The organism is Microbulbifer sp. CnH-101-G (assembly GCF_052466775.1).
In genome coordinates, this window is record NZ_CP174292.1 from 2,257,802 (window position 1) to 2,284,085 (window position 26,284).

At 43.6% G+C, this 26,284-nt stretch carries 23 protein-coding genes and 2 pseudogenes; 9 read left to right on the forward strand and 16 right to left on the reverse strand.

Annotation, left to right across the window (positions count from 1 at the left end; translation table 11 throughout):
• The first annotated feature begins 109 nt into the window (after positions 1–109).
• Both ACJJID_RS09725 and ACJJID_RS09730 read left to right on the forward strand, forming a co-directional pair.
• Entirely contained in the window at positions 110–1,075 is a 966-nt protein-coding gene (locus ACJJID_RS09725) for a DMT family transporter (RefSeq protein ID WP_444922557.1), read from the forward strand.
• Between the two features lie 6 nt (positions 1,076–1,081).
• Positions 1,082–1,486, forward strand: a complete 405-nt coding sequence (locus tag ACJJID_RS09730; RefSeq protein ID WP_444922558.1) for a PaaI family thioesterase — start codon at positions 1,082–1,084, stop codon at positions 1,484–1,486.
• A gap of 296 nt (positions 1,487–1,782) precedes the next feature.
• On the opposite strand, the gene ACJJID_RS09735 is transcribed toward ACJJID_RS09730, so the two are convergent.
• From ACJJID_RS09735 to ACJJID_RS09775, 9 genes are all read right to left on the reverse strand, one after another.
• Positions 1,783–2,757: a TIGR00341 family protein gene (locus ACJJID_RS09735; RefSeq protein ID WP_152453999.1), complete on the reverse strand. Its 975-nt coding sequence runs from the start codon at positions 2,755–2,757 to the stop codon at positions 1,783–1,785.
• A 551-nt stretch (positions 2,758–3,308) separates the two neighbouring features.
• Positions 3,309–4,493 carry a glycosyltransferase family 4 protein gene (locus ACJJID_RS09740; RefSeq protein WP_444922559.1) on the reverse strand — a complete coding sequence of 395 codons (1,185 nt, stop codon included), beginning with the start codon at positions 4,491–4,493 and terminating at the stop codon, positions 3,309–3,311.
• A 570-nt stretch (positions 4,494–5,063) separates the two neighbouring features.
• Entirely contained in the window at positions 5,064–5,987 is a 924-nt protein-coding gene (locus ACJJID_RS09745; protein ID WP_444922560.1) for a DMT family transporter, read from the reverse strand.
• A 685-nt stretch (positions 5,988–6,672) separates the two neighbouring features.
• The gene (locus tag ACJJID_RS09750) at positions 6,673–7,005 is read right to left on the reverse strand and encodes a low molecular weight protein tyrosine phosphatase family protein (RefSeq protein ID WP_152454002.1); all 333 of its coding nucleotides are present in this window, start codon (positions 7,003–7,005) and stop codon (positions 6,673–6,675) included.
• A gap of 77 nt (positions 7,006–7,082) precedes the next feature.
• Positions 7,083–7,976, reverse strand: coding sequence for a hypothetical protein (locus ACJJID_RS09755; protein ID WP_444922561.1), 894 nt, complete (start codon positions 7,974–7,976; stop codon positions 7,083–7,085).
• 82 nt (positions 7,977–8,058) lie between these two features.
• Positions 8,059–8,484, reverse strand: a complete 426-nt coding sequence (locus ACJJID_RS09760) for a hypothetical protein (protein ID WP_444922562.1) — start codon at positions 8,482–8,484, stop codon at positions 8,059–8,061.
• Positions 8,485–9,758: 1,274 nt separating this feature from the next.
• Positions 9,759–10,373: a LysE family translocator gene (locus tag ACJJID_RS09765; RefSeq protein ID WP_444922563.1), complete on the reverse strand. Its 615-nt coding sequence runs from the start codon at positions 10,371–10,373 to the stop codon at positions 9,759–9,761.
• A gap of 1,003 nt (positions 10,374–11,376) precedes the next feature.
• Entirely contained in the window at positions 11,377–11,811 is a 435-nt protein-coding gene (locus tag ACJJID_RS09770) for a hypothetical protein (protein ID WP_444922564.1), read from the reverse strand.
• Positions 11,808–12,359 carry a hypothetical protein gene (locus tag ACJJID_RS09775; protein ID WP_444922565.1) on the reverse strand — a complete coding sequence of 184 codons (552 nt, stop codon included), beginning with the start codon at positions 12,357–12,359 and terminating at the stop codon, positions 11,808–11,810. Before ACJJID_RS09775 ends, ACJJID_RS09770 begins: the two co-directional genes overlap by 4 nt.
• Before the next feature lie 1,118 nt (positions 12,360–13,477).
• Here ACJJID_RS09775 and ACJJID_RS09780 point away from each other — a divergent pair.
• Together ACJJID_RS09780 and ACJJID_RS09785 are read left to right on the forward strand one after the other, a co-directional pair.
• Positions 13,478–13,927, forward strand: a complete 450-nt coding sequence (locus ACJJID_RS09780) for a transposase (RefSeq protein ID WP_444922596.1) — start codon at positions 13,478–13,480, stop codon at positions 13,925–13,927.
• Positions 13,828–14,256 (forward strand): annotated as a pseudogene (locus ACJJID_RS09785) (IS5 family transposase); the annotation flags it as partial. The gene ACJJID_RS09780 and the pseudogene ACJJID_RS09785, both read left to right, overlap by 100 nt.
• An 8-nt stretch (positions 14,257–14,264) precedes the next feature.
• On the opposite strand, the gene ACJJID_RS09790 reads toward ACJJID_RS09785, so the two are convergent.
• The 7 genes and pseudogenes from ACJJID_RS09790 to ACJJID_RS09820 all read right to left on the reverse strand — a co-directional run bounded on the left by ACJJID_RS09790 (position 14,265) and on the right by ACJJID_RS09820 (position 21,030).
• Positions 14,265–14,432, reverse strand: a complete 168-nt coding sequence (locus ACJJID_RS09790; protein WP_444922566.1) for a DDE-type integrase/transposase/recombinase — start codon at positions 14,430–14,432, stop codon at positions 14,265–14,267.
• Positions 14,433–14,857: 425 nt separating this feature from the next.
• Positions 14,858–15,100: pseudogene (locus ACJJID_RS09795) on the reverse strand (transposase); the annotation flags it as partial.
• Positions 15,101–15,349: 249 nt separating this feature from the next.
• Positions 15,350–15,706 (reverse strand): hypothetical protein, encoded by a 357-nt coding sequence (locus ACJJID_RS09800; RefSeq protein WP_444922567.1) that lies wholly within the window; start codon positions 15,704–15,706, stop codon positions 15,350–15,352.
• A 552-nt stretch (positions 15,707–16,258) separates the two neighbouring features.
• Positions 16,259–17,383, reverse strand: coding sequence for a protein kinase family protein (locus tag ACJJID_RS09805; RefSeq protein ID WP_444922568.1), 1,125 nt, complete (start codon positions 17,381–17,383; stop codon positions 16,259–16,261).
• 470 nt (positions 17,384–17,853) lie between these two features.
• Entirely contained in the window at positions 17,854–19,245 is a 1,392-nt protein-coding gene (locus tag ACJJID_RS09810; RefSeq protein WP_444922569.1) for a class II 3-deoxy-7-phosphoheptulonate synthase, read from the reverse strand.
• Between the two features lie 68 nt (positions 19,246–19,313).
• A complete protein-coding gene (locus ACJJID_RS09815) occupies positions 19,314–20,504 on the reverse strand; it encodes an amino acid aminotransferase (protein WP_444922570.1) in 1,191 nt (396 codons plus the stop codon).
• Positions 20,505–20,529: 25 nt separating this feature from the next.
• Complete coding sequence (locus tag ACJJID_RS09820; RefSeq protein ID WP_444922571.1) at positions 20,530–21,030, reverse strand: MarR family winged helix-turn-helix transcriptional regulator; 501 nt, start codon at positions 21,028–21,030, stop codon at positions 20,530–20,532.
• Positions 21,031–21,300: 270 nt separating this feature from the next.
• On the opposite strand from ACJJID_RS09820, the gene ACJJID_RS09825 reads away from it, so the two are divergent.
• The 5 genes from ACJJID_RS09825 to ACJJID_RS09845 all read left to right on the forward strand — a co-directional run bounded on the left by ACJJID_RS09825 (position 21,301) and on the right by ACJJID_RS09845 (position 26,249).
• Positions 21,301–22,434, forward strand: coding sequence for a homogentisate 1,2-dioxygenase (locus tag ACJJID_RS09825; RefSeq protein WP_444922572.1), 1,134 nt, complete (start codon positions 21,301–21,303; stop codon positions 22,432–22,434).
• A 75-nt stretch (positions 22,435–22,509) separates the two neighbouring features.
• Positions 22,510–23,139: a maleylacetoacetate isomerase gene (gene maiA, locus ACJJID_RS09830; protein WP_444922573.1), complete on the forward strand. Its 630-nt coding sequence runs from the start codon at positions 22,510–22,512 to the stop codon at positions 23,137–23,139.
• A 275-nt stretch (positions 23,140–23,414) separates the two neighbouring features.
• A complete protein-coding gene (locus ACJJID_RS09835; protein WP_444922574.1) occupies positions 23,415–23,699 on the forward strand; it encodes a 2TM domain-containing protein in 285 nt (94 codons plus the stop codon).
• 330 nt (positions 23,700–24,029) lie between these two features.
• Entirely contained in the window at positions 24,030–25,505 is a 1,476-nt protein-coding gene (locus ACJJID_RS09840; protein WP_444922575.1) for a ricin-type beta-trefoil lectin domain protein, read from the forward strand.
• Positions 25,506–25,805: 300 nt separating this feature from the next.
• Positions 25,806–26,249, forward strand: coding sequence for a CopD family protein (locus ACJJID_RS09845; protein WP_444922576.1), 444 nt, complete (start codon positions 25,806–25,808; stop codon positions 26,247–26,249).
• Positions 26,250–26,284 lie beyond the last annotated feature (35 nt).

The following is a 26,284-nucleotide window of genomic DNA, read 5'->3' on the forward strand; positions in this document are numbered from 1 at the left end:
ACCGGTAAAAGTACCGGTTACCCTTTTTGCCAAAGTTGAGAGATTTTTAGTTGGCAACACAATGATAAGGCCTGATACGTTAATAGAATCGAAACTACGACCGAGCCAAATGCGTCTTAATGAGCTGCAGCTCGAACAGTCACCAGAACCGCCAGATCACCACAAAGCGATCCAAGCCAGGGTTAAGAGAAACAATTGGAAAGGCATAGGTTACGCACTGGCCACCGCTATGGTTGCCAGTACAGCCGCCGCAGCCAGCAAATGGATATCACCCGCGGTACCAGTACCTTTAATAGTTCTCAGCCAATACAGTATCTGCTTACTATTACTTATTCCCTGGCTTGTTCACCAGTCACCCCAACAGCTCATAACACAACACTGGAAAACCCATTTACTGCGCGGCTTTGCAGGCTGGCTCTGCTTCTTTTCCTACTTTTATGCACTCAGCCGTATTTCATTGATGGAGGCAGGCTTACTGCGCAATGCCGCCCCTATTTTTGTTCCGCTTGTAGCCTGGCTTTGGGCACGTGCACAGATTCCCGCCACAAGCTGGCTACCCATCGTGCTTGGGTTACTTGGTATCGCAATGATTCTTCAACCTGATATCCATGGTATCAGCAGTGGTCACGCCTTCGGCTTACTGTCAGGTATTACTCTAGCTGCCTCTATGGTGGGCACACGTATTCTGTCTCACACTGATCGGCCGAGTCTTATTTTGTTTTACTATGTCCTTATCTCATTTATGTGCAGCCTGCCCCTAGGTATCCACTACTGGCAGTCAATACCTAGTTGGACCATTCCCTACCTAGCTTTTAATGGAGTTTCTGTTTTATTAGCGATATGGCTCTATACCAAAGCTTATAGTTATGCAAAACCCAGTGTAGTTTCACCAATCAGTTATTTTGGAGTAGTTATTGCTGGCATTTTTGGTTGGCTGATATGGCAACATCTGCCTAACACAATTGCGTTGATAGGAATTCTTATAGTGGTCATAGCAGGTCTGCTCACAGTGTTTTTCTCTACACAGCGGGCTGCCCGAACGCACCCTGTCCCTAACCAGTCTCCCATAAGGTAAATCCAAATGAACTGGCAAGATATAAAACAACCACCGTTTAATGATCATTTGGGTGTAAAAATTGATGAGTGGCAGGAAGGCCGTGTAGTGATCAGCGTAACCGTACTTCCTGAGCATTTGAATAGCCACGGAGTACCCCATGGAGGGTTTATTACATCGTTAATTGATATTGCCGGTTCCTACTGTGGTCTCTATTGCCCATACCCAAATCGTCGACGTAAATCCCTCACGCTTTCATTAACAACCAATTTCACCGGTCGAGCCAAAACCAACCAGTTAACCGCCATAGGCAAGTTGACCAGCTCGGGGCACAAAATTTTTTATTCTTGTACCGAAGTATATGACAGTGTAGGAACCCTGCTTGCAACTGGTCAGATGACAATGCGCTATCAAACGGGTAGTGAACCATAAAAAACTTAGAAAGATTTCTCAAACAGGCTGAAAATTAACTTATTTTATAGCAACCCCAGAATAAAAGAGCACCATCAAGCCACACAGAATATCCTTAGTTTTTATGGCAAGCAGATAACCCGATAAGATAGGCAGGACAAGACCTCACAAAGCATGTAAGCTTTTTCCATAACTGTAAACTTATGATATGGCTCCCGTTAAAAAACGCACCTTTCGGAAGCCATATCCTCCTATCACATAAAATATCAACAGATATTGCTTTCGCCATCTATTAAATGGTGAACGACAAAAAATCCTCAGTAGCCTTTAAAAAATATAAAAGCCAGTAATGCAGTTAAAGTAGATACCCACCCAAGGATATAGCGTCTCATCGCTTTATTAGCTTTCTTTTTTTCAATCCAGGTTCTTGGGCTGACACCCTTAAACAGAAATACGACTTTACTCGCCAAATTAACACAGACGATATTAATAGCAAGCAACAACCCTGCACCGCTAGCCAAATGCATCTGCCCGCTGCCAATCATTATCCCCATTGTTACTGCAGGTGGAAGTAATGCTACTGCGACCATAACTCCAACCAAAACACCAGACAGCCCCGTGGTTAAGGATAGTGTTGCCGCTGCACCAGAAGCGAGAGCCAAAGCAATTGAATCCAGACTTGCATTGGTTCGAGACATGATTTCATGGTTATCGAACTGTCCAGGCCATAGTAATCCAATCCATACAGACATCCCGATGGCAATAATAATACCAACAGATAAGGTTTTTATTGAATTCAACATTAAGTCGCCATCACCTAGAGAAGTACCAAGACTTAGAGCTAGATTTGGCCCAAGTAAGGGGGCAATTACCATAGCCCCTATAACAACCGCGACATTATTCTCTATTAGCCCTATAGCTGCTACGGTTGTCGCCAATATAACTAATAATAAATAATTGGAATCAAGACGCGCCCCTCTTTCAATATCCTGATATAGAGATTCACGAATGATACTGGCCGATACATTCTCTTTTTTCTCCTCCACCTTAGCTTTTGGTAAGTCAGCATAGACAGGCAAAACTACTATACGAACACTGGGTTGTGCTCCCAAAATGGTCTGAAGAGTATCCAAGGTTTCTTGAAGTCTGCTATCATCGACCAGCATGCGCATTTGCTGCATACCGTCATCCCCTATAACTCCGCCTCTGAAGTCAACAGCCTTAACCTTGTTTGCAATTGCTGAGATAGTTTTATAACTCCCGGCATTTGCGATTATTTCTACATATTTCAATGGTAGCTCTCTTATTAATACCGCTTTCCAGCTTTATGATAAAATATCAATTCATATCGATAATTCTGTACAATCATAAATAAATAAATCAAAAAAATCTAATAATTATAGAAACAATTTACTTGGAACTTCCTTACCCCGATAAAACCGACCTGCACCTCGGCAAAGCTTCGACAATATAGTTGCTAGAAAAGGTTTCAATCTTTAAAGAAGCAATATTGTTAATGTACTAAACGATATTTACTTTAAGGCTAACTGAATACATTTAATTTCAGAAGAATTTATAAATTTTAGCTTGCAAATAGTGGCCAAATGCCACTATCAAGTTTAGCTAGACACACCAAAAATTCCGTTTAGAAAAAATAAACCTATCGAACCTTAATATAATCACGACTCATCTTGAGAGTTAATATGAATATTCGATCTGCTTCTAGATTAAATACAGCCTGCCTTATATGGATAACACTTTAGTTATATTGGTGGAATAAGAGGCTTCAATTTGTAGTCACCTCTCACAAAAATAGAAACGAAATAGATCAGGACAAGAGAGATTAGTTTGGCTGAAAGCTGATCTCCTTAAGATCTTTGCTGGCATCAGTTTCTCCAGAAAGAGGTTTATTATGAAGCTCATATGCTTCTCTATATTGATTAACGAGCCACTTATCCCAGTACTTTTGATCATAAAAATATGAAATTTTCTCTTTCCCAAGCCTACCAAGAACTGCAAGCCGCTCATCATCATAGATTATTGAATTAATATCCTTATAAAGCTCGCCACTTATATATACCCTTTCTCCAACTCCACCAAAATTTGAATAAGTGCCCTTGTACCAGTTTTCCTCATTAATAATGCCTATGTATGATTGAGAACCAATAGCAATTACTGGTCTATTACTTCCCAAAGCATCAAGAGCACTCCTTCCAGGAGCAACTACCAAGTCAGCCGACTGGTAAAATTTATTAAGTTTCTCTTCTTCCTGCCAGCCTGTGAAATTTAGACATTGGCGACCAAGTTCTTTATTCAATTCATTTGCAGCTGACTCTAACATAGGTCTTCTAGGCCCATCACCGACAACTAGCCAATTCCAAGTTGTCAATCTATTCTTGACCTGATAAGCCCAGGCATCAATTACACAATTAAGTATAAATTTTTTATCCAGCCCCATTCGACAGGAAAAAACAATTATTCGATCGTTTGCCTCTATTCCATTCGGGAAATAACAGCTTATTGCGTTTATACGATCTAATCGCTCACTATGACCACTATAAAAAAGATCTGTATTAACAGCATTTGGATAGATCAGAATTTTATGGAGATTTTTGACTCCCTCTTTGACAAGATGATCTCTCACACCAAGGCTCACACAAAAGATTCGGCTAAAATCATCGGAGTCTTCTTCTAAAGAGTCGGTATATTTTCCGTGCATCGTGAGCATAATTGGTATATTTAATTTTCTAGCGATTCTCTGACCAATTTCCCTAGAAGCAAAAGGATGTGCATGTACAATATCAAATTTAAGTGCACTGGCTATACGAGTTGCTGATCCAGAGGGGTCTTTAAAATCATCCTCAATTACATCCAGACCAATATCACGACATTGCTGAGCGAAAATTCCAGGCTTACATAATATTGTACAACGCCAACCTACTTTAGTGATTGCTCTTGCTTGTGCATATACATGCGAATGAAGACCACCAAGTGGAGCCTTGAAGAAAACCGGGATAAGGATATGCATAACTTTTCCTATAATTGACCATTGATTTAAAATCAATTCATTCAACCCAGTAACAACTACCTTTACATCACCCAAAGAAAGAAATCAGTTTAACAACGCATTATAAACATCGAATAAATAGTTTAATATTTATTCATACTGATGGAATATTTATCGGTAACTCATTGCTATCCACTTTAGCAATCAATCACCTAATAACTTAAAGTTGACAATCATTAAGCAATGAATATTCTATCATAACTTTATAAATATTAAATATAGCTCCAGCATCCGTTACTAGGGAGCCTCTGAGCACTCCATGAAATCTCTGACCTAAAGCCTGGTTAGCAATCAAAGTGCAGCTTCGCAAGAGAGCCCAGACCTATCAAGAAGTCACAACGCAGAGTGTGAATCACTCTGAAAGCCCTATAGAGCTGGATTTGAAAACTATAGCTGCTATGTTACAAATTAAAAGGGACTATGGCCTCTCTCTGCAAAAAAATCTGAAGACTTCAAAGCCTGAAGAAATATTTCGGAATTATTCAGAGACTCCCTATATATGCACTTAAGCTCCCCCTTGAATCACAAGAATCAATTTACTGGATTTGAAATTTTTCGAATACTTCTCTTTTCCTTCTTGAATATACGCTTTAAGGGATTACCCATTGTACGCCCAGTATCTGAAGCATAGATACCTGCGCCCAAAACTATTATGGCTCCAAGTAAAGTAAGATTATCCGGCAGATCACCAAAGATGACAAAACCAATCACAATCGCCCAAAATAACAGGGTATAACTAAAAGGCTGTAAAGTAGAAGCTGGTGCGAAAGCCAGCGCCTTTATCAGTAAATAGTGGCCCATAGCACCAAGAATCCCATTCAAAATCAACAATTGCCAGCCCACCGAAGTTGGCTCAACCCAATTAAAGGGTGCTAATCCTCCGAAAACCATAAGTCCAATGAGAGCTGTATAGAAAACCGTCGTATTGGAACTATCAAACTGGGCAACACGGCGTGAAAGCACTTGATATGCTGCCCACAAGATCGCTCCGCTGATAGGGATGACTGTATGCCAACTCATGACTCCTAACCCAGGCCGAATAATAACTAGTGCACCTAAAAAGCCTATAGTGACCGCAACCCAGCTTCTTCTATCTACCTTTTCTTTCAGATACCACCCAGCCATTAAAATAGCAAACAATGGTGCCAATGCTGCGATAGCATGTACATCAGCCAAAGGCATCATACTAAAGGCAATGATGAATACCGTAACCTCAACCACAAGCAATAATGACCGTATGACTTGGATGCCAATAACTTTACTACGAATTTCTTTTAACTGGCCAGTTAAGCCAGAAACAAGAATTACAATTAAGAAAAATATCGCAAAACGAACCACCATGATTTCAACGATAGGATAGTTTTGCACGAGCAATTTTCCGGTCGCATCCATACCAGCAATGCAGAGCATAGCTAAAACACACAAAATTATCCCTTGACCACTTTTTATATTCAATTTTTCGACTTCCTAAAAATAAATCTGGGTGATTTCACACCCTTATCTAATTGATACAATCATCCGTCTACTATAATATGCAGTATACTTAGTTGAGCTGGCACGAACTGATAACCGGAACATAAAATTTCTTGGCAAAAGCGAAAATAATAGTGGATACCATAACAAAGAGAAAACTTCTGCTAATTATATTTTTCCACTAAAATTACAATCAAATTTTCCTGCTTGACATCCTTGGTTTTAAGGAAAAAGAATACCTATTAACACGCAACAAACACGATCTATCAGTATCATATTTTGAGTAACTCACTAAAAAATCATAGTTATGTATCTGATTTAGTGGAATGCTAAACAAGTGAGCAATGGCTTTATCACTTTCAGGCTGGATTGCTAATACAGCCCCAAATGTGATATCTAAACCTTAAATTCTACGCACTACTAAACTTTGAATATTCATTCCCTGATGAGAATTAAAAGCTCGATAGTAAAGTCGACCTTTCCTAACTCCTCGAAAGTCTTAACGATCTTGTAGATGTTTGATGGTGCAACTCTAATCTGAGGTGAATCAATTTTTGGACATACAAAAGAAGTTACCCTGGTCATCATAGGAACAAAGAGTACAATGAATAGTAACATCGATAATTTCAAACGCACTTTACCCTCTGCTTTCTCTCTACTGATTATTTCATGTCTTCCGTAAGAGAATATGCCTGGATACTCTATTTTCAAGTAAACGAACTAACGCTGGGTCCATACAATTATAATTGTCAGGTATATCTAAACAGATCAGCTTTTTATCTTTTAGGAGATCCTTGAACTTCTTTGAGACTTTGTTTTTATGAGACTTCTCCATAACAAAGATGACATCAGACCACTCGATAAGGTCGCCACTCACAGTTGTTTCGGCATCACTATTAGTGCCTGCACCGATAGCATTGATACCCTCGTACGTAGAGAAAATCTCTTCACCTGTCGGACTTCTCAACCTATTTTCACTACACACAAACAACAAATTCATGATAATCCTTCTTTTAGATAACGCATGTTATTGGCGTGGACCCTAGGGATAATGATCTTACTTTAGTGGTATGTAGTTTACTTTTTGGGCTTAAGATCTTTTATTATCTGGGCATCGATCCAGTACAAGTCTGACTGAGAGCCTTCCCTACCGTTTCGGTGAGGCACCATCCTATTGAAGAAAAGAAATTTTCCATCAGGAGTGATTTGTGGCCCACCTTCTTCCGCTTCTGTATTTACCTTGTCACCAAGATTAATCGCTTCCCCCCAGGAACCATCTTTTTGGCGAAAACTGATATAAAGATCATTACTTCCAAACCCGCTCTCTCTTTCGCCATCCCACATAATATAGCTCTCGTCAGGAGCAATATACGGATGGGCATTCCACTTACCAGTATTGATTGTTTGAGGTAGCGGTTTCGGATCTTCCCATTTCCCGTCAATAAACTTTGAGTACCGAAGAATTCCATCACCGGCCGGACTACCTCTCTCATCCATGACCAAAGTCCCTTTGCCTGATGCTGTAAGGCCCATGATTTGAATGGCTTCAAATGCAGGGCCAAGGCTTTTCATTTCTGACCAACCGTCAGCCTGGCGTACTTTATATTTGGCACCGTAATGAAGGATCTTTCCATCTGGTGAGTGGAAGGGTTTTCGCACTCCAGTCGGCATTACTGTCTTGTGCCACTGATCACCTACTTTTTTAAAAATGACAGATTCCGGCTCTCTTGCATCACGCGAGTGCTTCCACCTACCGACATATAACTCCGTCATATCTAAGGAAAAGCTCCCAGCATCTCCCCACTCCTCTGTATTTACGATACCCGGTGCGAAGGGTTTGGCGACTAAACCCGGAGGCTTTTGCCCAAGGTAAGGCCCATTAATTACCGGAAGTTCATCTTGGCTATAACTTTTATTAGCCATCAAAAGAATAGAAAACAGAGCGATAACTAAATTGTTAGTATGTTTCATAATTTAATCCCACCCGAAAACCTGTGCAGAGCATTTTATTACAATGTCCATGCATGATACTACTTGTAATTTATCAAGGCACCTATTCGTCTAATCGTCGTATTGTTGATATTTCTCCACCATCAATTTCTGTTGAAGTCCAGACGCCATTGGAATTGACGTCCTCGTACTTACATCTAAATCTAGGAGCTTTGAAAGGTTTTGAACAAAAAATACCGTTCTTTCGTTGCTCCCAGACCCCCTTTACAACCGAGCCGTCCCTTGCCGTACTTGTAAAGGTGCCATCGGCAAGAATGACCTCTCTGTAAACTTTTCCATTAGAAGCGGTAACATCAAATACACCATATGGAGGTTTACCATCCGCAGCGTATATTCCGACTTTTATGACTGACGACTCAGAGTCACCCAAGGCCAAACATACATTGCCAAAAATGGCAACCCCAAAAATAAGCGATGCTAGAATTTTTTTCATGTCGTAAGGCTCTAAGATATTAATAATAAATGACATCTATCCATCGAAGGAGAGATTCTACATATTACCTTACCAAACGGCAGCAGGAACACAACTTAGGCTATTCCGTGGAAGACGGTGGCTTTGTGTCCCGAAAAATTCGGCAACTTGTCAACCTATTCTTCCTCATCGCTCCGATCCACCAGATCATCTGGAGAACCAAAGAAAATTTTTTAAATTCATCACTGTTTTTTATCGTTCTTTCACCAAAGAAAAGAGTAGGCCTTAATTTTCAGGGATCAACGAAAAATCACCTTGAGATGAATTGTTTTTCATCAGCTTATCCTTCAGCGGATCTATTACTCTAATTTTAGTCGCCCCGACTAGGTCCAAACGCTTCATACACCAATCATGAAACAGGAAACATATCCCTTGCGCGTAAGACATGCTTGTTGAAACACTCAATAGATTCCAAGTGCATCGATGTGCCTCTTTAAGTCGGCCAATCAAGAATTAATGCGTACTAAGTACTTTAGTGCCACACAAAAAGGTCAAACGCTTTCGGAATGAAAATTTTGTATCGACAAGGAAAATCACAATTCCAATTTCTAGATGATTCTTGAGCCAACATTTACTGATTTGAAAGCGGCAAGTGCTTTGTAAGATATAGCTTCTAACGTAATTTTTTCAGGGGAGATATCTTAGTAAGACTCTGGATGCCATGCCTCTAACTTGCAAGCCAAATTTATTAATTTTTTATATAGAACACTTACAGTTCAACTTCTTTTGTCGATTTTACTTCCGTATAAGTTAACACCTAATGCACAAGCAAATAATTTGTTACGACCCCAAAGCACCAAGTGCATTTTATGCTGGCGTCTGTTAGTTATTTTTTACAAGCCCAAATATGTCATCCAGAACAGACTCCCCTTGTACAGTAGGTGCTAATTCATATTGCCATTTGTGATCTCTTGAATGTGAGCTTGACCAACTACAAGGATCACTAATGAACTCTACCAAGTCAGACTCATCTAAAGTTTTCGAATTTTCTAGTGAATATGGCACCTACGAGTCAGGCTTTAGTTAATGCAGAGTCACCAAAATTTTCGAATTAAGAGAGATTAAAAGCTCAATAGCTATCTCAAATTTAGCTATTACTCCCATTTCGAGGTTGACAGAATAAATCTCAGAAATTAACTCTGGGAGCGATTTTCAGAAATCCGTTAATTCTACTAACAACCATTTTTCCTGATCCGGCAAATTGATAGCTTATTCTCCTTTGACAACGAACGCCTGCATGTGGGGTGCTGTAAGTCTCCCACATGCTCTTGTTATGCTTTGACTGCAAGGACTGTACCGCTTCCAATCATAATTGAACCGGCAATACGATTTAGTGTTTTTTGTGAATGTTTGCTATTTAACGCTTTCTTTGCTCGAATTGCTGTATATCCGTAGAAAAGTAAAGTTGAACCCAACACTATTGCCACAACTGAACTTATCGCCAAAACGTCTACGCCTGAAAGTTTTTCTAAATTCATAAATGTTGGCAAGAATGCAATATAGAAAAATATCACTTTGGGGTTTCCTAAAGTTATGAAGAGACCAGTGAAGAAACTTGTCCTTTGAGAAATTTCTTTTGCTGACTCAATCTCTACTATATGTGGATCGGATGACCAGAGCCCCCATCCTAAATATATTAGGTATACAGCACCAAAGTATTTAATCAGTAAGAACAACCAATGTATTTTCTCAGCTACCGCACTTAAGCCATAAATTGCAAATAGCAGGAAAATAATATCTCCAATAACGATACCAAAAACAACAATGGCAGATTCCTTCATCCCTGATGTTAGTGCTCTTGCAATTGTTACGAAAAATCCTGGGCCAGGGGTAAGAGCAAGGAGTAACATCGCTCCAGAGAAGATAAGAAGTGAAGTTAATGACATAGTTCCCTCAAAAACAGGACGCATCAATAACCGAAAGCTGGAACGCAGAAGCGTAAAACAAGCTATCCGGCACACGTATGCGTGTAGTTGATTGACTTGTTAAATGTACTAATCCGGAGGCAATACAATTACAGACACTCCGAAACGAACCTCTAATTCTTTAAATACTGTGAGGCTATTATTTTCTACTTAGAGCTCAGCGTGATCACAGTTACTCCTATAATCACAGAATACATCAACTTGGTATTTATTTTTCAGCTTCTTAATAGCCTTAGCATTCTAGTTTATTACAGATCAACAGCATTCATATGCTTAGATAGGCCTTCTTCATGAATATTTCATTCGCAAGCCCACATCGATTGAGAGTAAGGCTTAGTGCTTTTAAAAATTTGTCACCCTTGAGGTGTAAAATCGTAGGCTCAAATCTCAACAACTTTTGTTATTTAATTGAGGTTTTCACTGCCTCCATACATTCTTAAGGAGGCAGTGACTGAAATAATAACCTTCACTCATACCCGATGCTTGTACCTTAGTCTCATATCCAACGCTGCAATCATCAACGACTTACTTTGTGCAAAAGGTACACAAAGTAAGACGTCGGCTGCATTGCTTTGTTAACAGGGCTCAACCAATACTTTTGAGACTAACGCCGCACCAAAAGCAATTTGGGCGCGACTTACGTATCTTATGGCCATCATCAAGACAGTTTTTCTCAGATATGGGATCAAATTCCCTATCACATAAGACAATTTAAGTCATTTTTTCTTTAAACTGACTCTCAGAGAACCCTTTAGAACGCTCAAGCTCTTCAAATAGTGCATGGCTTTGCAAAGATAAACGACCTGCTTTCTTTTCCAGCTAGCGGATTAATGCAAACGCCGCTCTAGTATCATACCATGCATCATTTCACGTTTTGATTATCCGAGATCTGTCACTGCTGAAAAATATCCCAAAGCCACGGCATGGTTGATAATTTCCTCTCTCTTAATTTATTAAGTGATTGTTAGCTATTTTTTTTGGATATAAAATCATAAGCTGGCTTATCTGTTTCTATGGCATATCCAAAAAGAATATTTGAAGAAATAACAGGGGTTACCTTAATAATGCCAATTTTATTAGCGACTAATTCACGCTTTATCAATTCATAGCTGGTATTAATCTCCTGCATATTTGGGCTCATCGAACTTGATCCAAACATAACTATAACCGTACCATCATTTGATCCAGCCACCTTCATTTTCATGCCAGAGATAGAGATTTTTTTAGTAGGCCCTGACAAGCCAGAACAATCCTGCGACAGTTCATGAGGGCTACTACAAGTCATACCAACTGCCGAAATAGAATCATTATTCAATGAATCTGGGACCAAAACAGGTGGATTTGAAACACAGGCAGTCAGTAATACGGCAGAAAATAGTAGCAATGTATTTTTAATCATCTTTCTTCCTTATTGTTTAAAGTAAATAGTGCAGAAATAGCCTCATTAACTATTTCTGACGGTTTTTTCCTGACTAAAGAGGTTCTCTGTGAATATGCTGAGGCTAGCAGCAAGCTGGACTCTTTCTCATAAAAACGGATATCCACATTCAATAAATACCATGTCACGTCCCACTGCCATTGCCCCCCATAGACAATTTTCACATCATAATCTTTAGAAGTATCTGTCGATTCAGTATAAACTTTCAACCCTTTCTTCTTTAATTGATGTGAAATAATTTCATCTAGCCCCCTCTCATCAATCGCATTCTTCTCAACCATGTAAACTAAATTACGATCAATAGATTCTCCTGGGACAATATAGCCACCCATAGTACTTGAGCAACCCACTATGGATAAGAATAAAGCGGAAGAAATAAATATTATGTATTTCACTAAAACGCCTGGATTTGATGGATTTGTATTTTCACTTAATGCCGAGCTCAGTTGCAGCTTGCTGCCTGTACATTTTCCAAAATAATAGGTGCGCAGTGACCGTACAAAAGACACCCACAGTAAGCTGTCGGTCTACAGCGTAATGTTAGCTTTTTCGCCCACTTAACCAAGCCGCACTCACTATAGAAAGTAAAAGCCACCCTAACATTACGGTGTTGAAATTACGCTGCTGATCTGCTTCAGAACTGTAGAGTCTTAAATCTGCCAGATTCAGGAGCCATCCAACCAAATACAATAAAAAGAAGCGGGTAATGCAGATGCAAAAAAATGCGACGACAAACCAAAGTAATTTTTTTATCAAGCTATTGGAAGGAACTTTATTTTCTTAGATTTACCCAGGTCAGACCAAATGCTTGGAATTACTATATTGAATCTTGCACGAAAATATGAGCCAACTCCAGTCATGGCTCTACCATTCTAGAGATCGATATGATCTCCATCGCTACCATCGCTATGGGGATAGTAGTCTTCAAAGCATATGATTCCTTTCCTCAACTCAACTTTTTTCTTCAGTTTTCACCGGTGATATTTTTCATCATGAGTATATTTGGAATTTTGATTTTTGGATCTAATCTGCAAATTCTGCAGCTGCAGAATATATTCTTCCTTAGGGTGAACACAACACGTCCTTCCTTTTGAGGAAGTATTGAATTTAATACTAGTTTTTTTCATTTCATGACTTAGCCAAATCGCGCATTGGTTTATAAAAAGTTTTTCACCATCCCAGTGCTTGCATTGCATGAATCTTCATTTGGGTAGTTTCCCCATAAACTACCAAAATGTACCATTTAACTTCCTTATAGGCTTTCTATTTCCGGCTAATGTGGTCTTGCCCGCAAAAAGTGGACATTCTAACTATACACATTTGCGCTTATACGCTGCATGGCTTACTTAACCCATTGCAGAGTACCTACGGACCCTATTGTAGGAAATTTCAATGTATTCAGACACCTCAGATTTTGCTTGCTCTTCGCTTTTGAATGCCTCAGCACGACTTTCATCCTACTAAAGAATGATTCCATTTCTGCATTATCCCAACAGTTTGATTGCCGGCTCATGCTCGGCTTGCACTTGATTTCGGGAGGAGATCTTGATATTTCTGAGACTAGAAGCTGTTTCATAACTTGAAATCGGTTATTCTCACGCAATTACTTAAAAAAAGTCCAGCAATAGTGAGCCGATTCCAGTCAGAGTTAACCAATGATCAATGGAAATTGATCGAACCTTGTCTTCCTGAGTTAAAACGAGGAAAGGGAGGCCCAAAACCCATTGATAATCGAGCTTGTTTTGAAGGCATCCTGTGGGTTTTGCGTTCTGGAGCTCGATGGAAAGATCTTCCTTCACACTATCCATCACCGAGTACATGCTGGAGAAGGCTTCAGTTTTGGGAAGAGCAAGGAGCTTGGCTACATGCATGGAGAAGATTCCTGGAGCTATTGGATCAACAGTCTTTGCTTAACTGGGAGGAAGTCTTTTCTGATGGTAGCTTTGCACCAGCAAAAAAGGGGGCTTCGAAGTCGGGAAAACCAAGCGGGGCAAGGGTTCAAAGTGGATGGTGGTGGTCGATGGCGAAGGTATTCCACTGGGAGGCACCATTACTTCGGCCTCACCAGCAGAAGTAAAGTTATTACATCCATTGCTTGATGTTACGTATAAAAATACAAAGATTCATCGCTTAGTTTATGATAAAGCGGCGGACTCTGATCCTCTTAGAGATAGTCTGTTGAGTCGTGGAATCGACCTTATCTGTCCACACAGGATAAATAGGAAAAAAGCCTCAAGGCAGGATGGTAGAAAGCTCAGAAGGTATACTCGCCGTTGGAAAGTTGAGCGGACTTTTGCGTGGTTGGGAAATTACCGCCGTTTGGTTGTTAGATGGGAGCGATATTTGTCCACTTATCGTGCTTTTTTCTATATTGCATGCATGTTAATTACGTTAAAGAAGTTATGAAACAGCTTCTAGTATTGCACACTCCCATCAGAGTGATCAATTAGTCCAGACTTTGCTTTTCGTCTTTCTTGAAACACTTTCAATACTCGACGTGTCAATTCATCGGTCATCTGAGAATCGAATGCCCAACCCACAATGCGTCGAGAGTACAGGTCCATAACTACCGCGAGGTACAACCACCGCTCCAGAACTCAGATATACGTAATATCACTGGCCCAGCGGTAATTTGGTCGATCCACATTAAAGCAACGCTTAAGTAGATTGGCTGCGACATTGATATTCCCCTCTACGGGCTGACTATATCGAAAGCCTTTACCGTTTCTCGCTTTAATATGTTCCTGTTGCATAAGTTTATGCGAGGTAGTTCCGTGAGCATGGTTCAGCCAACTCATGAAGCTCACAAACGATTCTAGGCGCTCAATAACGACCTTTAAACTCAGCAAACGTCTTCGGATTTTCTCGATTGTTCGTATCTTTCTAATCGTGCGTGGAGGTGGCAGCCGCCCACCCCATCGATAATAACCTAATCTTGAGACTTCTAAACACCGACACATCAAGCTAACCGGGAATGACCCTACATGCTCTTGTATCAGTCCGTACTTTACTCTTGGTGGTTCGTAAAGTACGCAGTTGTAGGTTCAACCTCCTGGCGAGCTTCATGCAGCTCCTTCCTGTGCTTGCGAACTTCAGCGCTTTCCTGTTTTGAATAGTCGACGCCATCTAAACTATTGAACTGCTTATCAGATAGTCGATTAAACTGACGACGCCAGTTGTAGATCTGCTGTGCGCTGACGCCTAGCTCTCGTGCCACAGAAGCCGTTGTTGTTCCAGGCTTCTCAGCCCTCTTAACTGCTTCTCCGTATACGCCTGAGTTCTTTTCTTACCCATGATACACCTCCGTGTTAGGCCTAAACCTAACTATACAAGGTGTCTACTAAACGCGGGGAAGTCTTACTCATAATACCCGCAACAGGGACAAACAATGCTATGCACTTTTTGTGCGAAACTGGGAGCGCAGCGACCCACACAAAATGTGCATAGCGTTTGGCGTCCCGCGGAGGCCCGAAGGGGTGTATCATCCTGCTTGCGTTTGTTATGTGTTCAGTTGATTGGCAGCGCCGAAGCCCAGAATATACATGCCAAGCGCAAGTACGAAAAGCAATAGCGCAACCGCTACGAGTATTGAGCCTTTCTTAAAGCCATACCCCTTATAAAAATAGTATGGCAAGCCTAGCGGAGGTACGAGCAACGTAAGAATCTTACTTCCCTTTGGGGCAATAATGCCATTTTCACTTGCGTGGACCCCAATCCACCAAAATAAAAAACTCAAGATCACAAAACCATGGAATAGGCCTAAGCCATTACTCTCCCCAGGAAAAAAGGCTTCAAGCACTCCAAAGGCGATAAAAGTTAATAAGAGACCAAAAATTATTTTTCGTGAATTTTTCATAGCTCTTTACACTTAACGCCGCCAATAGGCGGCGGCTTACCTTGTGCGCGTTTTGCGCGAAAATGGGAGCGCAGCGACCCGTGCAAAATGTGCATAAGGTTAGCTGTCTCGCGGAGGGCTGAAGGCTCGGAGCCTCGCTGCCTGGCTTTGTCAAAAGCCGTGGGCTAGATACGAAATTTCCTTGTGCCAATACGTTTAAAAGCAAATATGTATCTGGCCATACCCAAGAGAGACCATGAACAAATTAGCGTAATTACCACCGGTAACCAAGAATTATTGGCTAGCGAGTAGAGCAGCACGTATAAGAATAAGCTTCCAACAGCTGCGGCTATTATTGAACCAACGTACCTTCCACCAGCCCGTAATTGTGCTCCACATTTTGAGCACTTAACTGAACCACCAAAGAATGCAACACGTACTTTTTCGGCTGGAGTTGTAACTACAGTTCTACAATCTGGGCACTTGTGGTTAGTCATAGGCTTTTAACGCCAAGCTCTGGAGTAAACCGAAGCGCAGCGTAGGCTTGTCCCTAGCAACATTTTTTTAGATTTTTCAGAACGGAATATCATCATCAAAATCCCGCTCATGATACCTTTCAATAGCTTCCATTCTGGCTCTTATGTTAGCGACAATAATATTTCTCTTCGCAGTCGATGCCTTCCTAACTAGATCTAAGAATTCTTTTACGGTGGAAACACTAAAAAACTTGTTGTTTGAATGATAGTAAGCACCACTTAATAATGCCCTCAGGATCACAGAATTTGTCGGCACATACTCTTCCAGCATTATGGATTGGTAAGCATCTTCTAGTTTACGAATTATATCTGTTGCAGAATCAACGTACTTAGTTGAGTACTCTATTTTGGATAGGACTTCTGTAAGTTGCTCGGCGAAATCTCTATAAGCTTGGAGCTCAACGTGATCGAATTCAATCTCTGAGAATGCCTCAGAAAGAATTTCATTCCTGATATTAGAAAACAGGCTTACTCTATTCTCAGGCTCCCGGGGAATCATTCGTGCCAATATTCCCTTATATGCGAACTGCTCTATTTGGCCTTCTAGGATAATATTTTCAAACAACTTTCCGATAAAATAGACTTCTGTTGAATTATTGTACACATTATTTTTAAACTCCATCGGAGGTTCGCACCACCAATTCAGCGAAATACTTTTATCAAAGTCTTTTGAATCTCCGATTTTCTTTCCGAAACCAAAATCAATGACCTTAACTTCGCCATCGTCAGAAACCAGAATATTCATGGGTCGAATATCGCGATGTAAAATTCCGTTCGATTCCAGGTGTGAAAACGCTTCTATTACTTGCTTAAAAACGGAGTTAGTATTTTCGGGATATTTCTTGAGGTAATCTTCAATGTCCGATCCTGATATGTATTCCATTAAAATATATCCAGTCTTTTCTTCTGGATACAAGTAGTAATTAAAAACTCTCACAATATTAGAGTGATTTATCATGTGAAGGAGCTTTATTTCCTCAACGAAATTTCCGTATAACTCGTCGGTAAGCTCATCGTACATAGGAGAGTATTTCTTACATACGAATCTCTCATCTATAATAGGATCATCCAAGAGAACAGTGCGTCCGCAAGCACCTCTTCCAAGCTCTCTAACAAGCTCAAAATCTTTCCTTCGAATAAATTTAATAAGTTGCTTGCTCATATCTTCCTAAATCTAACATTTATATAGTGATCATCACGACCACTATTATCTTGATTACTATTTCAGATGCAAATTCCCGCCATAGCTCTGACTTCCCCTTAAAAATCAACTAGATACAATCAATTGGCACCATCTTCACAAATGGAAAAATGGTCATCATGACCACTATCACAGATTTTCTCACTGTATCCAATCCGTTGATTGTATTAGGCTTTCATCTCCAACCTACAAGTACTCAGAAATAACGGTCACAACGACCGAAATCTCTGGTCTGTTTTGATCACGAAATGGGTGTAGGTTTCAAATTTGAAATTATTGAACGCTGGAACCTGTAACTGGCAATCAAGCTGGGGGCCATTTCTTAGCCCCAGGCTCTTAACTCTCAGCTTTATTTCCAGTAAAGAAAAACCCCTTGCCCAAGTGTCGATCTCAGAGCAAGGGGCCAATGTGTTAGCATTTAAATTAAGCCGTTAGGCAATCCGTCCAGCTCGCAACCATTCAGATACACAGAAAGCCAACTCTAATACTTGATCGGCGTTGAGTCTTGGGTCGCACTGGGTGCGGTAGCAACTGGCAAGATCGGCTTCAGAAATTTTCCAGGCGCCGCCGGTACATTCGGTGACATGTTGTCCGGTCATTTCCAGGTGGATGCCGCCGGGGTGGCTGCCTTCGGACCAGTGTACGGAGAAGAAGTCGCGGATTTCTCGTAGAATTTTATCGAAATCGCGGGTTTTGTAGCCATTGCCGGCCTTTACGGTATTGCCATGCATGGGGTCCGTACTCCAAACCACAGAGCGCCCTTCTGCTTGTACTGCACGTACCAGCGCGGGCAATTTATCGGCGAGGGTATCCGCTCCCATGCGGGTAATCAGGGTTAGGCGGCCGGCTTCATTCTCTGGGTTGAGTTTATCGATCAAACGCAGCAGCTCATCAGGCTGCATACTGGGCCCCACTTTTACACCAATGGGATTGCAAACCCCAGAGAGGAATTCCACATGGGCTCCGTCCAACTGGCGGGTGCGCTCGCCAATCCACAGCATATGCGCGGAGCAGTCATACCATTTGCCGGTGAGGCTGTCGGTGCGGGTGAGTGCCTGTTCGTATTCCATCAGCAGTGCTTCGTGAGAGGTATAAAGCACGGTTTCACGAATTGCCGGAGTATTCTCTGAAGTCACTCCACAAACAGCCATAAATTCCAGCGCTTCCTGCAGGCGCTCGGCCAAGAGTGCATATTTTTCGCGTTGGGGATTGTTTTTCAGGAAGCTCAGATTCCAACCATGCACCTGATGCAAATCGGCCAGGCCGCCCTGGGCGAATGCGCGCAGCAAATTGAGAGTTGCCGCCGACTGGTTATAGGCGGTGACCATACGCTGGGGATCTGGCTGGCGGGCTTCGGCAGTAAAGTCGATGCCGTTGACAATATCGCCACGGTAGCTAGGCAGCTCTACACCATCAATCGTTTCGGTATCAGCGGAGCGAGGCTTGGCGTATTGGCCGGCCATACGCGCAACTTTGACTACGGGCAGGTTACCGGCAAAGGTCAGTACCACCGCCATTTGCAGCAAGACTTTAAAAGTGTCGCGAATGCGGTTGGCATTAAAGTCGGCAAAAGATTCGGCACAGTCGCCACCCTGCAACAAAAACGCCTTACCTTCCGCTACCTGGGCCAACTGGCGACGCAACTCGCGCGCTTCGGCGGCAAATACCAGCGGCGGGTGGCCAGCAAGTTGATTTGCAACTTGAGAAACTTCTTCGGCGGAGGTGTATTTGGGCTGTTGGTGTGCGGTGAAGTTTCGCCAGCTCTGCGGGGTCCAGATTTGGGAGGGGGATTCAGACACTGGGGCTCCTAGCTCAACTTCCATCTTTCACTCTTACTTCTTTAGGTAAATGTTAAAGGGCGAGCATTCCGCTCACCCCCAATTTGCCGAATTTACAGCACGCTGGCAACCGCCTTGCAGAAGTATTCCATATTGCTGGAGCTCAAGCCGGCAATACTGATGCGGCTGGAGTCCACCATATAGATGGAGTAGTCCTTCTGTAATTGCTGTACCTGCTCTGGGTTGATGCCCAGGAAGGAGAACATCCCTTTCTGCTGTCGGATAAAGCCAAAGTCGCCTGCAGCTCCGGCAGCAGCCAAGCCCTCAACCAAGCCGGCGCGCAGTCCGTTGATACGCTCACGCATCTCGGTCAGTTCTGCTTCCCAGTTCGCTTTCAGGCCTGCATCTGTAAGGATAGATTCCACAATCGCAGCACCGTGGGAAGGTGGCATGGAATAGTTCCCACGAATTGCACTCAACATCTGGCTGTGACCTTTATCGGCGCTCTCACCATTGGCATAGATCACCATGGCCAGTCCAACGCGCTCACGGTAGAGGCCAAAGTTTTTGGAACAGGAAGCCGCCACCAGCATTTCGGGAACAGATTCCGCCATCAAGCGTAAGCCGTAGGCATCGTCTTCCAGGCTTTCACCAAAGCCCTGGTAGGCCATATCAATAAATGGTGTGAAGCCCTGTTTCTGCGCCATTTCTGCCAGCAGTTTCCACTGCTCACGAGACAGGTCCGCACCACATGGGTTGTGACAACAGGCGTGGAACAGGACCACATCGCCCTCGCCCACGTTTTTCAGAGTTTCGACCATTTTGTCGAACTGCAGACTGCTGGTGGCGCGATTGTAATAAGGGTAGCTCTTGATGTTCAGGCCGGCATTGCCGAGAAGGGGCACATGGTTTGCCCAAGTGGGATCGCTCACCCAAACGGTGGCGCCGGCTTTGGCGCGATTGATTAGTTCGGCCAACACGCGCAGGGCGCCGCAGCCACCGGGAGTTTGCGCTGAGCGCACACGGCCGCCAACCAGTGCCGGATGACCTGCACCCAGTACCAGCTCCTGCATCACCGAATTAAAACCCGGGGTACCCGCAGGGCCGATATAGGCCTTGGTTTCCTCACTTTGCAGCAGGCGTGTTTCGGCTTCTTTAACTGCCTGCAAAACCGCCGTGTGGCCGGCTTCATCCTTGTACACCCCAACCCCTAGGTCGATTTTGCTGGGGTTTTCATCCGCACGGTAGCTGGCCAGCAGGCCGAGAATTGGGTCTGGCGGTAAGCTGCTTAAATGCTCAAACATCTGAAAACTCCTTTATTTATCCTATTTATTGGTCAATCAAGCCGCGCTCGGACCACTCCTTAGCGCGAACCATCAGTTTTTCGATAATGCCATCCAGTTGCTCCCTCTCCTCCAGGGTGAGCGAAGCGATCAGGTCACTTTCATATTGATGCGCAAGCGGCACTATGCGGGCATACACCTCACGCCCCAGCTCAGACAGGTTCAAAACCTGGCGGCGACGGTCCGCAGGGTCTTCACTGCGGGTGATGTAATCGTTCTTCAGTAGGGAGGAAACCGCACGGCTAATGGCCACCTTGTCCATGGCCGTCTGCTCGACTAGCTCTGCCGCAGACAGGTCGGGAAAACGCCCGAGTATAGCCATTACCCGCCAGGCGGGAATGGTGAGATGGAAGCGCGCACCATACGCTTGTGAAATGGCGTTACTCACACGGTTAGAGAGTACCGACAGACGATATGGTAAGAACTTCTCCAGGCGCAGTTCATCCTGCTTCACCGCCGACTCCGGCGCATTGTGGTCATTGGTCATGGCTGCTCTCACACCTGCCTATCTTCGAACCCCGGTTGTACCAGATGCCCAATTTAACTAACATTAGTTTCAATTGTAACCACCGTGCATGCAAATGTTGCACGGAAAGGCCCAGGAAAACCGGACAAAATTGGTCGCACAGTATAGGGTTTTCAGCGCCATTTTTGTTAACACTATGCCGCTTAAACGCAAAAAACATGCGTAGCAGCACTACCGCCAAATTGATCAATGCTCCACCTGCCGCCCTGCCAGCATGAAGCGAGGCCGCCCATGAATAAGTGGATCCGCTTTCCCCGCGTTGAAGGGAAGACCAGCCGTCAGGCCCATGCAGATTTCCCGGCTAACACCTTTGAGCGGGAGATGGGCAAAGAGGGCTTTTTTGGTCCCTGCACCCACTTCTACCATAGCCACCCGCCCACTGGCTGGAGCCAATTTACCGGCCCACTGCGCCCACACGCTTTCGATGGCACCAAGATCCTCCATACAGGTAACAGCCCTTGGGACCAAAAGCTCCTTTTACGCAATGAAAATAGCCAGGTAGGCCTGTGGATCTGCCGGGAACCCATGGATCATTTAGTGCGCAATGCCGATGGCGACCAACTACTGTTCATTCACAACGGCAGTGGTGAGTTGTTCTGCGATTTTGGCCGACTGAGTATCCGCGATGGAGACTACATCCTGCTGCCCAGAGGTACCATGTGGCGACTCTCTCCCACAGAGAATGAGCCGCTGGAATTGCTACTGATTGAAGCTAGCGGCGGCCACTTCCAGCTTCCAGAGAAAGGCATCCTCGGTCCCAACGCCATCTTCGATGAGGCAATCCTGGATGTACCGAAGATCGACGAACCCTTTCTTGCCCAACAGGAGGATTCCCAGTGGCAAGTGGTGGTCAAGGCCCGCCAGCAACTCTCCAAGATTGCCTACCCCTTCAATCCACTAGATGCTATCGGCTGGACCGGCGACAACCTGGCAGTGCGAATCAACTGGAGAGATATTCGCCCGATCATGAGCCATCGCTATCACCTGCCCCCCTCTGCCCACACCACCTTTGTGGGCCCGGGTTTTGTGGTAGCCACTTTTGTGCCGCGACCCATCGAGAGTGATCCAGGTGCTCTTAAAGTGCCGTTTTTTCACAGCAATGACGACTACGATGAACTGATCTTTTATCACCGCGGCAATTTTTTCAGCCGAGACAATATTCATCCCGGCATGCTCACACTGCACCCCATGGGATTCACCCATGGGCCCCACCCAAAGGCATTTGCCATCGGTGCAAAGCATGCCCGTGAGGCAACCGACGAAGTGGCGGTTATGATCGATAGCCGCACCCCATGGGATATACTCCCCGATGCCCATGCAATAGAGTTTGAGGATTATGTCAACTCCTGGAAAACATCAACATAATTGGGGAAAAGAATTATAAATTAATCGGCGGCTTTCCCTGCCGCCACCAAAGCGATTGATAAAAAAGGAAAGAGAATGGACCTTTACGGATATTTCCGCTCCTCCGCAAGTTACCGGGTGCGCATAGGGCTTAACTTAAAAGGCCTGAGCTATAACTATCTTCCAGTCAACTTGCTGAAAGGCGATCAACACGGCGAGCGCTATCGTAGCCTAAACCCTCAGGGGCTATTGCCAACGCTCAACGATGGGGATACCAGCCTGACCCAGTCCATGGCTATTTTGGAGTGGCTGGAAGAAACACACCCAGAACCTGCGCTGCTGCCCAAAGGTGTCGACGCTCGCGCCCATATTCGCGCCCTTGCACAAAGCATTGCCAGCGATATTCAGCCGCTGCAAAACCTTCGTGTGCTCAAATATTTAGTCTCTGAATTCAAAATTACGGAAGAGCAGAAAATCCAGTGGATCCAGCAGTGGATTCACTTAGGCTTTTCCGCTCTGGAGCAACAATTTAAACCCGCGCCTTTTGCGGCTGGTGACACCCCGGGACTTTTTGAATGCTGCCTACTGCCGCAGGTATATAATGCCGAACGCTTTGGCATGGATATGAATCAATATCCCAAAATACAAAAAATCGCTGAGGCCTGTAACGAACTGCCGGCCTTTATTGATGCCCACCCGGAAAGACAGCCGGACAGCACTGTATAACCGCTATATTCGGAATTTGGGAGCCCCGAAGATCTGGGCTCCCAATAAATTTGAATTGGTAGTCATGAACAGCACCACCGCCCTACCCCGCTAAAATCACTCCAGACCAACGGGATTATTATCGTCCTCTCTTTACAAAACTCAACTTTTCCCACCCCTTTTACCCTTGCCTGTCGGGGTTGGCTGTGGTTAATATCCCTTGTATAAACAACAAGATAAGACTCCCTCGCTATTCACTCGGCACCAAATAGCCTGACTTCACCGAGATCTACAAGATGCAGCCTGAGCAGCAAACTTCAGTAAAAGAGAAAGAAGCCATTGAGCATGTAAGAAGACTCAAGGGTTTCTATCAACACCTGATCACCTACTTGGTCGTTATTGCTGGCCTCTTTATCGCTAATCTAATCCTCTCCCCCGACTACCTTTGGTCCCTGTGGGCTGCCCTGGGCTGGGGTATTGGAATCGCCTCCCACGCTCTGCGAACCTTTAAGCCTTTTACACTTTTTGGACCTGAGTGGGAGAAAAAACAGGTAGAGAAACGGCTGAAAAAGAAACCTTAATTTCAGGTTCTCCCTGGCAAACATCCCTGAAATTACCCCACCCTAAAAGTACTTGTTCATTCAGGAAATCCCAACTTGCCAAGGTGAAACTGAAAGCTTCAATAGAAATTTATTGTCCACTAAGAAAAATAATAAAGTTTGCAGTTTAAGCCTGCAATCATAAAATCAACATTGATAATTACATTCATCAAAGTGCCATTAAAGATTTAGCCATCCACTAAAAAAACCTTGTATTGGCAAGTGTCATATCATTTTCATACAACCGTACTAGTATCCCTCCCCTTTCATTCATGGCAGCCTCTATCATTAAAACCCTAGATGGACACTCTTATGCCAAATAAAATCATTTTTTCGTGTTTATTCTCGTTAATATTATTTTTCTCTGCAAACACACATGCGAGCACATCCCCTAGCCTCCAAATAATCGGAGACGCCCCACAGGAACAGCATCGCATCGACCAACTCTACTACCTCCAACCTCACAACAGCTACGAGCGCCTGGAAGCCGGTGAAACGCTCACAGACTGGTTGGATAAAGGCTTTCGTTCACTGGAGCTGGATGTTGTCGACCACGGTCCATGGCAGGGCAGCTCATATGGTCCCTATGTCGCCCATGGCCAGAGCGATATTGGCAATCATATGTGTAGCAGCAATGGTAGTGATGACCGGCTAATTCACTGCCTGAACGACATCAAGGCCTGGCTTGCGAATAATGAACTCAATGCACCGCTAATGCTTTATATCGACATGAAGCCCGATAGCAACTGGTTTGCTGCCTGGTATGCCGATGAGATCTACTTGTTAGATCAATATATCAAACAACAGCTGGGTGAATTGCAATTCAGCTATCAGGACCTACTTGCGCACTTAGAGGCCAGCTCACCCTCCTCAGACTATCGCAGCACCCTGAAGAATATTGGCTGGCCTACCCTGGGCGAGCTTCTACCAAGGGGTAAAAAAGTCTTGGTTATGTTTACCGGTGGTCAAAGCGGAAACGTCAATAACCGCATGGAATCAGCACTAGACAACTACAATCTGCATGCATTCCTTTGCCCCGATATTGATACAGCAGATCCCGAAGAATTTTCTGGAAATATTGATTCGATAGATTCCAATAGCTCTAAGCGGATATTTTGCGCCAATGTGAAAGCTGGTGACCACTATCAAGTCACAGCCAATGAGGCCGCCAACACTAAACAGCTAATGCACCTATGGAGTAGCTCGGGAGATTTCAGCAATACCGACTTCGGCTATGCCTATCTCGCCGTTGCCCACGGAGCTACTGCAATTGGCATGGACCCCAGCACTGTCGCTAATACGCCTAGCTATACAAACCAAGCAATCCCTTTTGTTGGGGTACGAAGAAGTCTGCCAGGATATATGCGCCTTCGCTCAGCCTCAAATAGTAATCTTTGTATGACGGTATCCCAGGGATATAGCAATAGCTCAAACCTGACGCTATCCAACTGCAATACCAGCAACGAGCAGCAATTTGTCTATACCGCCGAAGGCCAGCTCCGCCCCAAAGGCAATAATAAATACTGCGTAGACTACAATACTGGCTCCGCAGACAATGGCGATAAGATGCACTTATGGGATTGTGATGGAGGCAATTCAGAAAAGTGGCAAATTCAACAGGATGGCACTATCCAAAACCGCGATAAGGATTGGAGCTACTGTATTGACGTACCAGGCAGTTCCGCAGAAGAAGGCGAGCGCCTACAAATTTATAAATGCAGTAACAACGATATAAACCAGCAGTTTTTACTGGATTCTGTTTCTGATTGGACTCAAACAAACTTTTAACAAGATTCTTTCCTAGAGCTCTACATATAAATCGGCATCGCCCACCGAGACATAGAGGGCATCCGGCAAAATCGGATGTCCTGATAATATTCTCTTAATGGCTCAACCTAAAACAAATGGTCCTGCGGTAAGTACTAAAGGATTAAACTGTTAATCCTACAGCTCCCCTGCGAAGTTGAAGCCTAATCCATTACATCCGGCCTTTGATACCTCAAAATTTATCTCGATATGGATCTGTGGCTAGGCAACCGAAAAATTAGCCGATATAGTGCCTGCTCAGGGAATCTTTTGGAGATGGTGATGTACGATGTAGTATTGTTCTTGCACCTGCTTGGAGCAACTATCTGGACGGGAGGACACTTAGTACTCGCCTGCACAATTCTTCCCAGCGCACTGAAAAACAACGATATTGAATTTATTTCGAAATTTGAGGGCTACTACGAGAAAATTGGTATCCCCGCCTTAGTCATACAGATTCTCTCGGGGCTCTATATGGCATACACTTTACTACCAAACCTAAGCCAATGGTTTGACTTTTCAAACCCATTATCCCGACTTATATCATTCAAGTTGATACTACTTGCGGGAACCTTTTTGCTCGCTATAGATGCAAGGCTGAGGGTCATCCCCAATCTCTCACCAAAAAACCTAAGATCACTCGCTTACCATATAATACCGGTAACCCTTATTTCTGTTCTTTTTGTTTATGTAGGGTTCTCATTTAGAACTGGATGGCTTTATTAAGCTACTTGTTAACAAGGATTCCATTTAAAAATTTT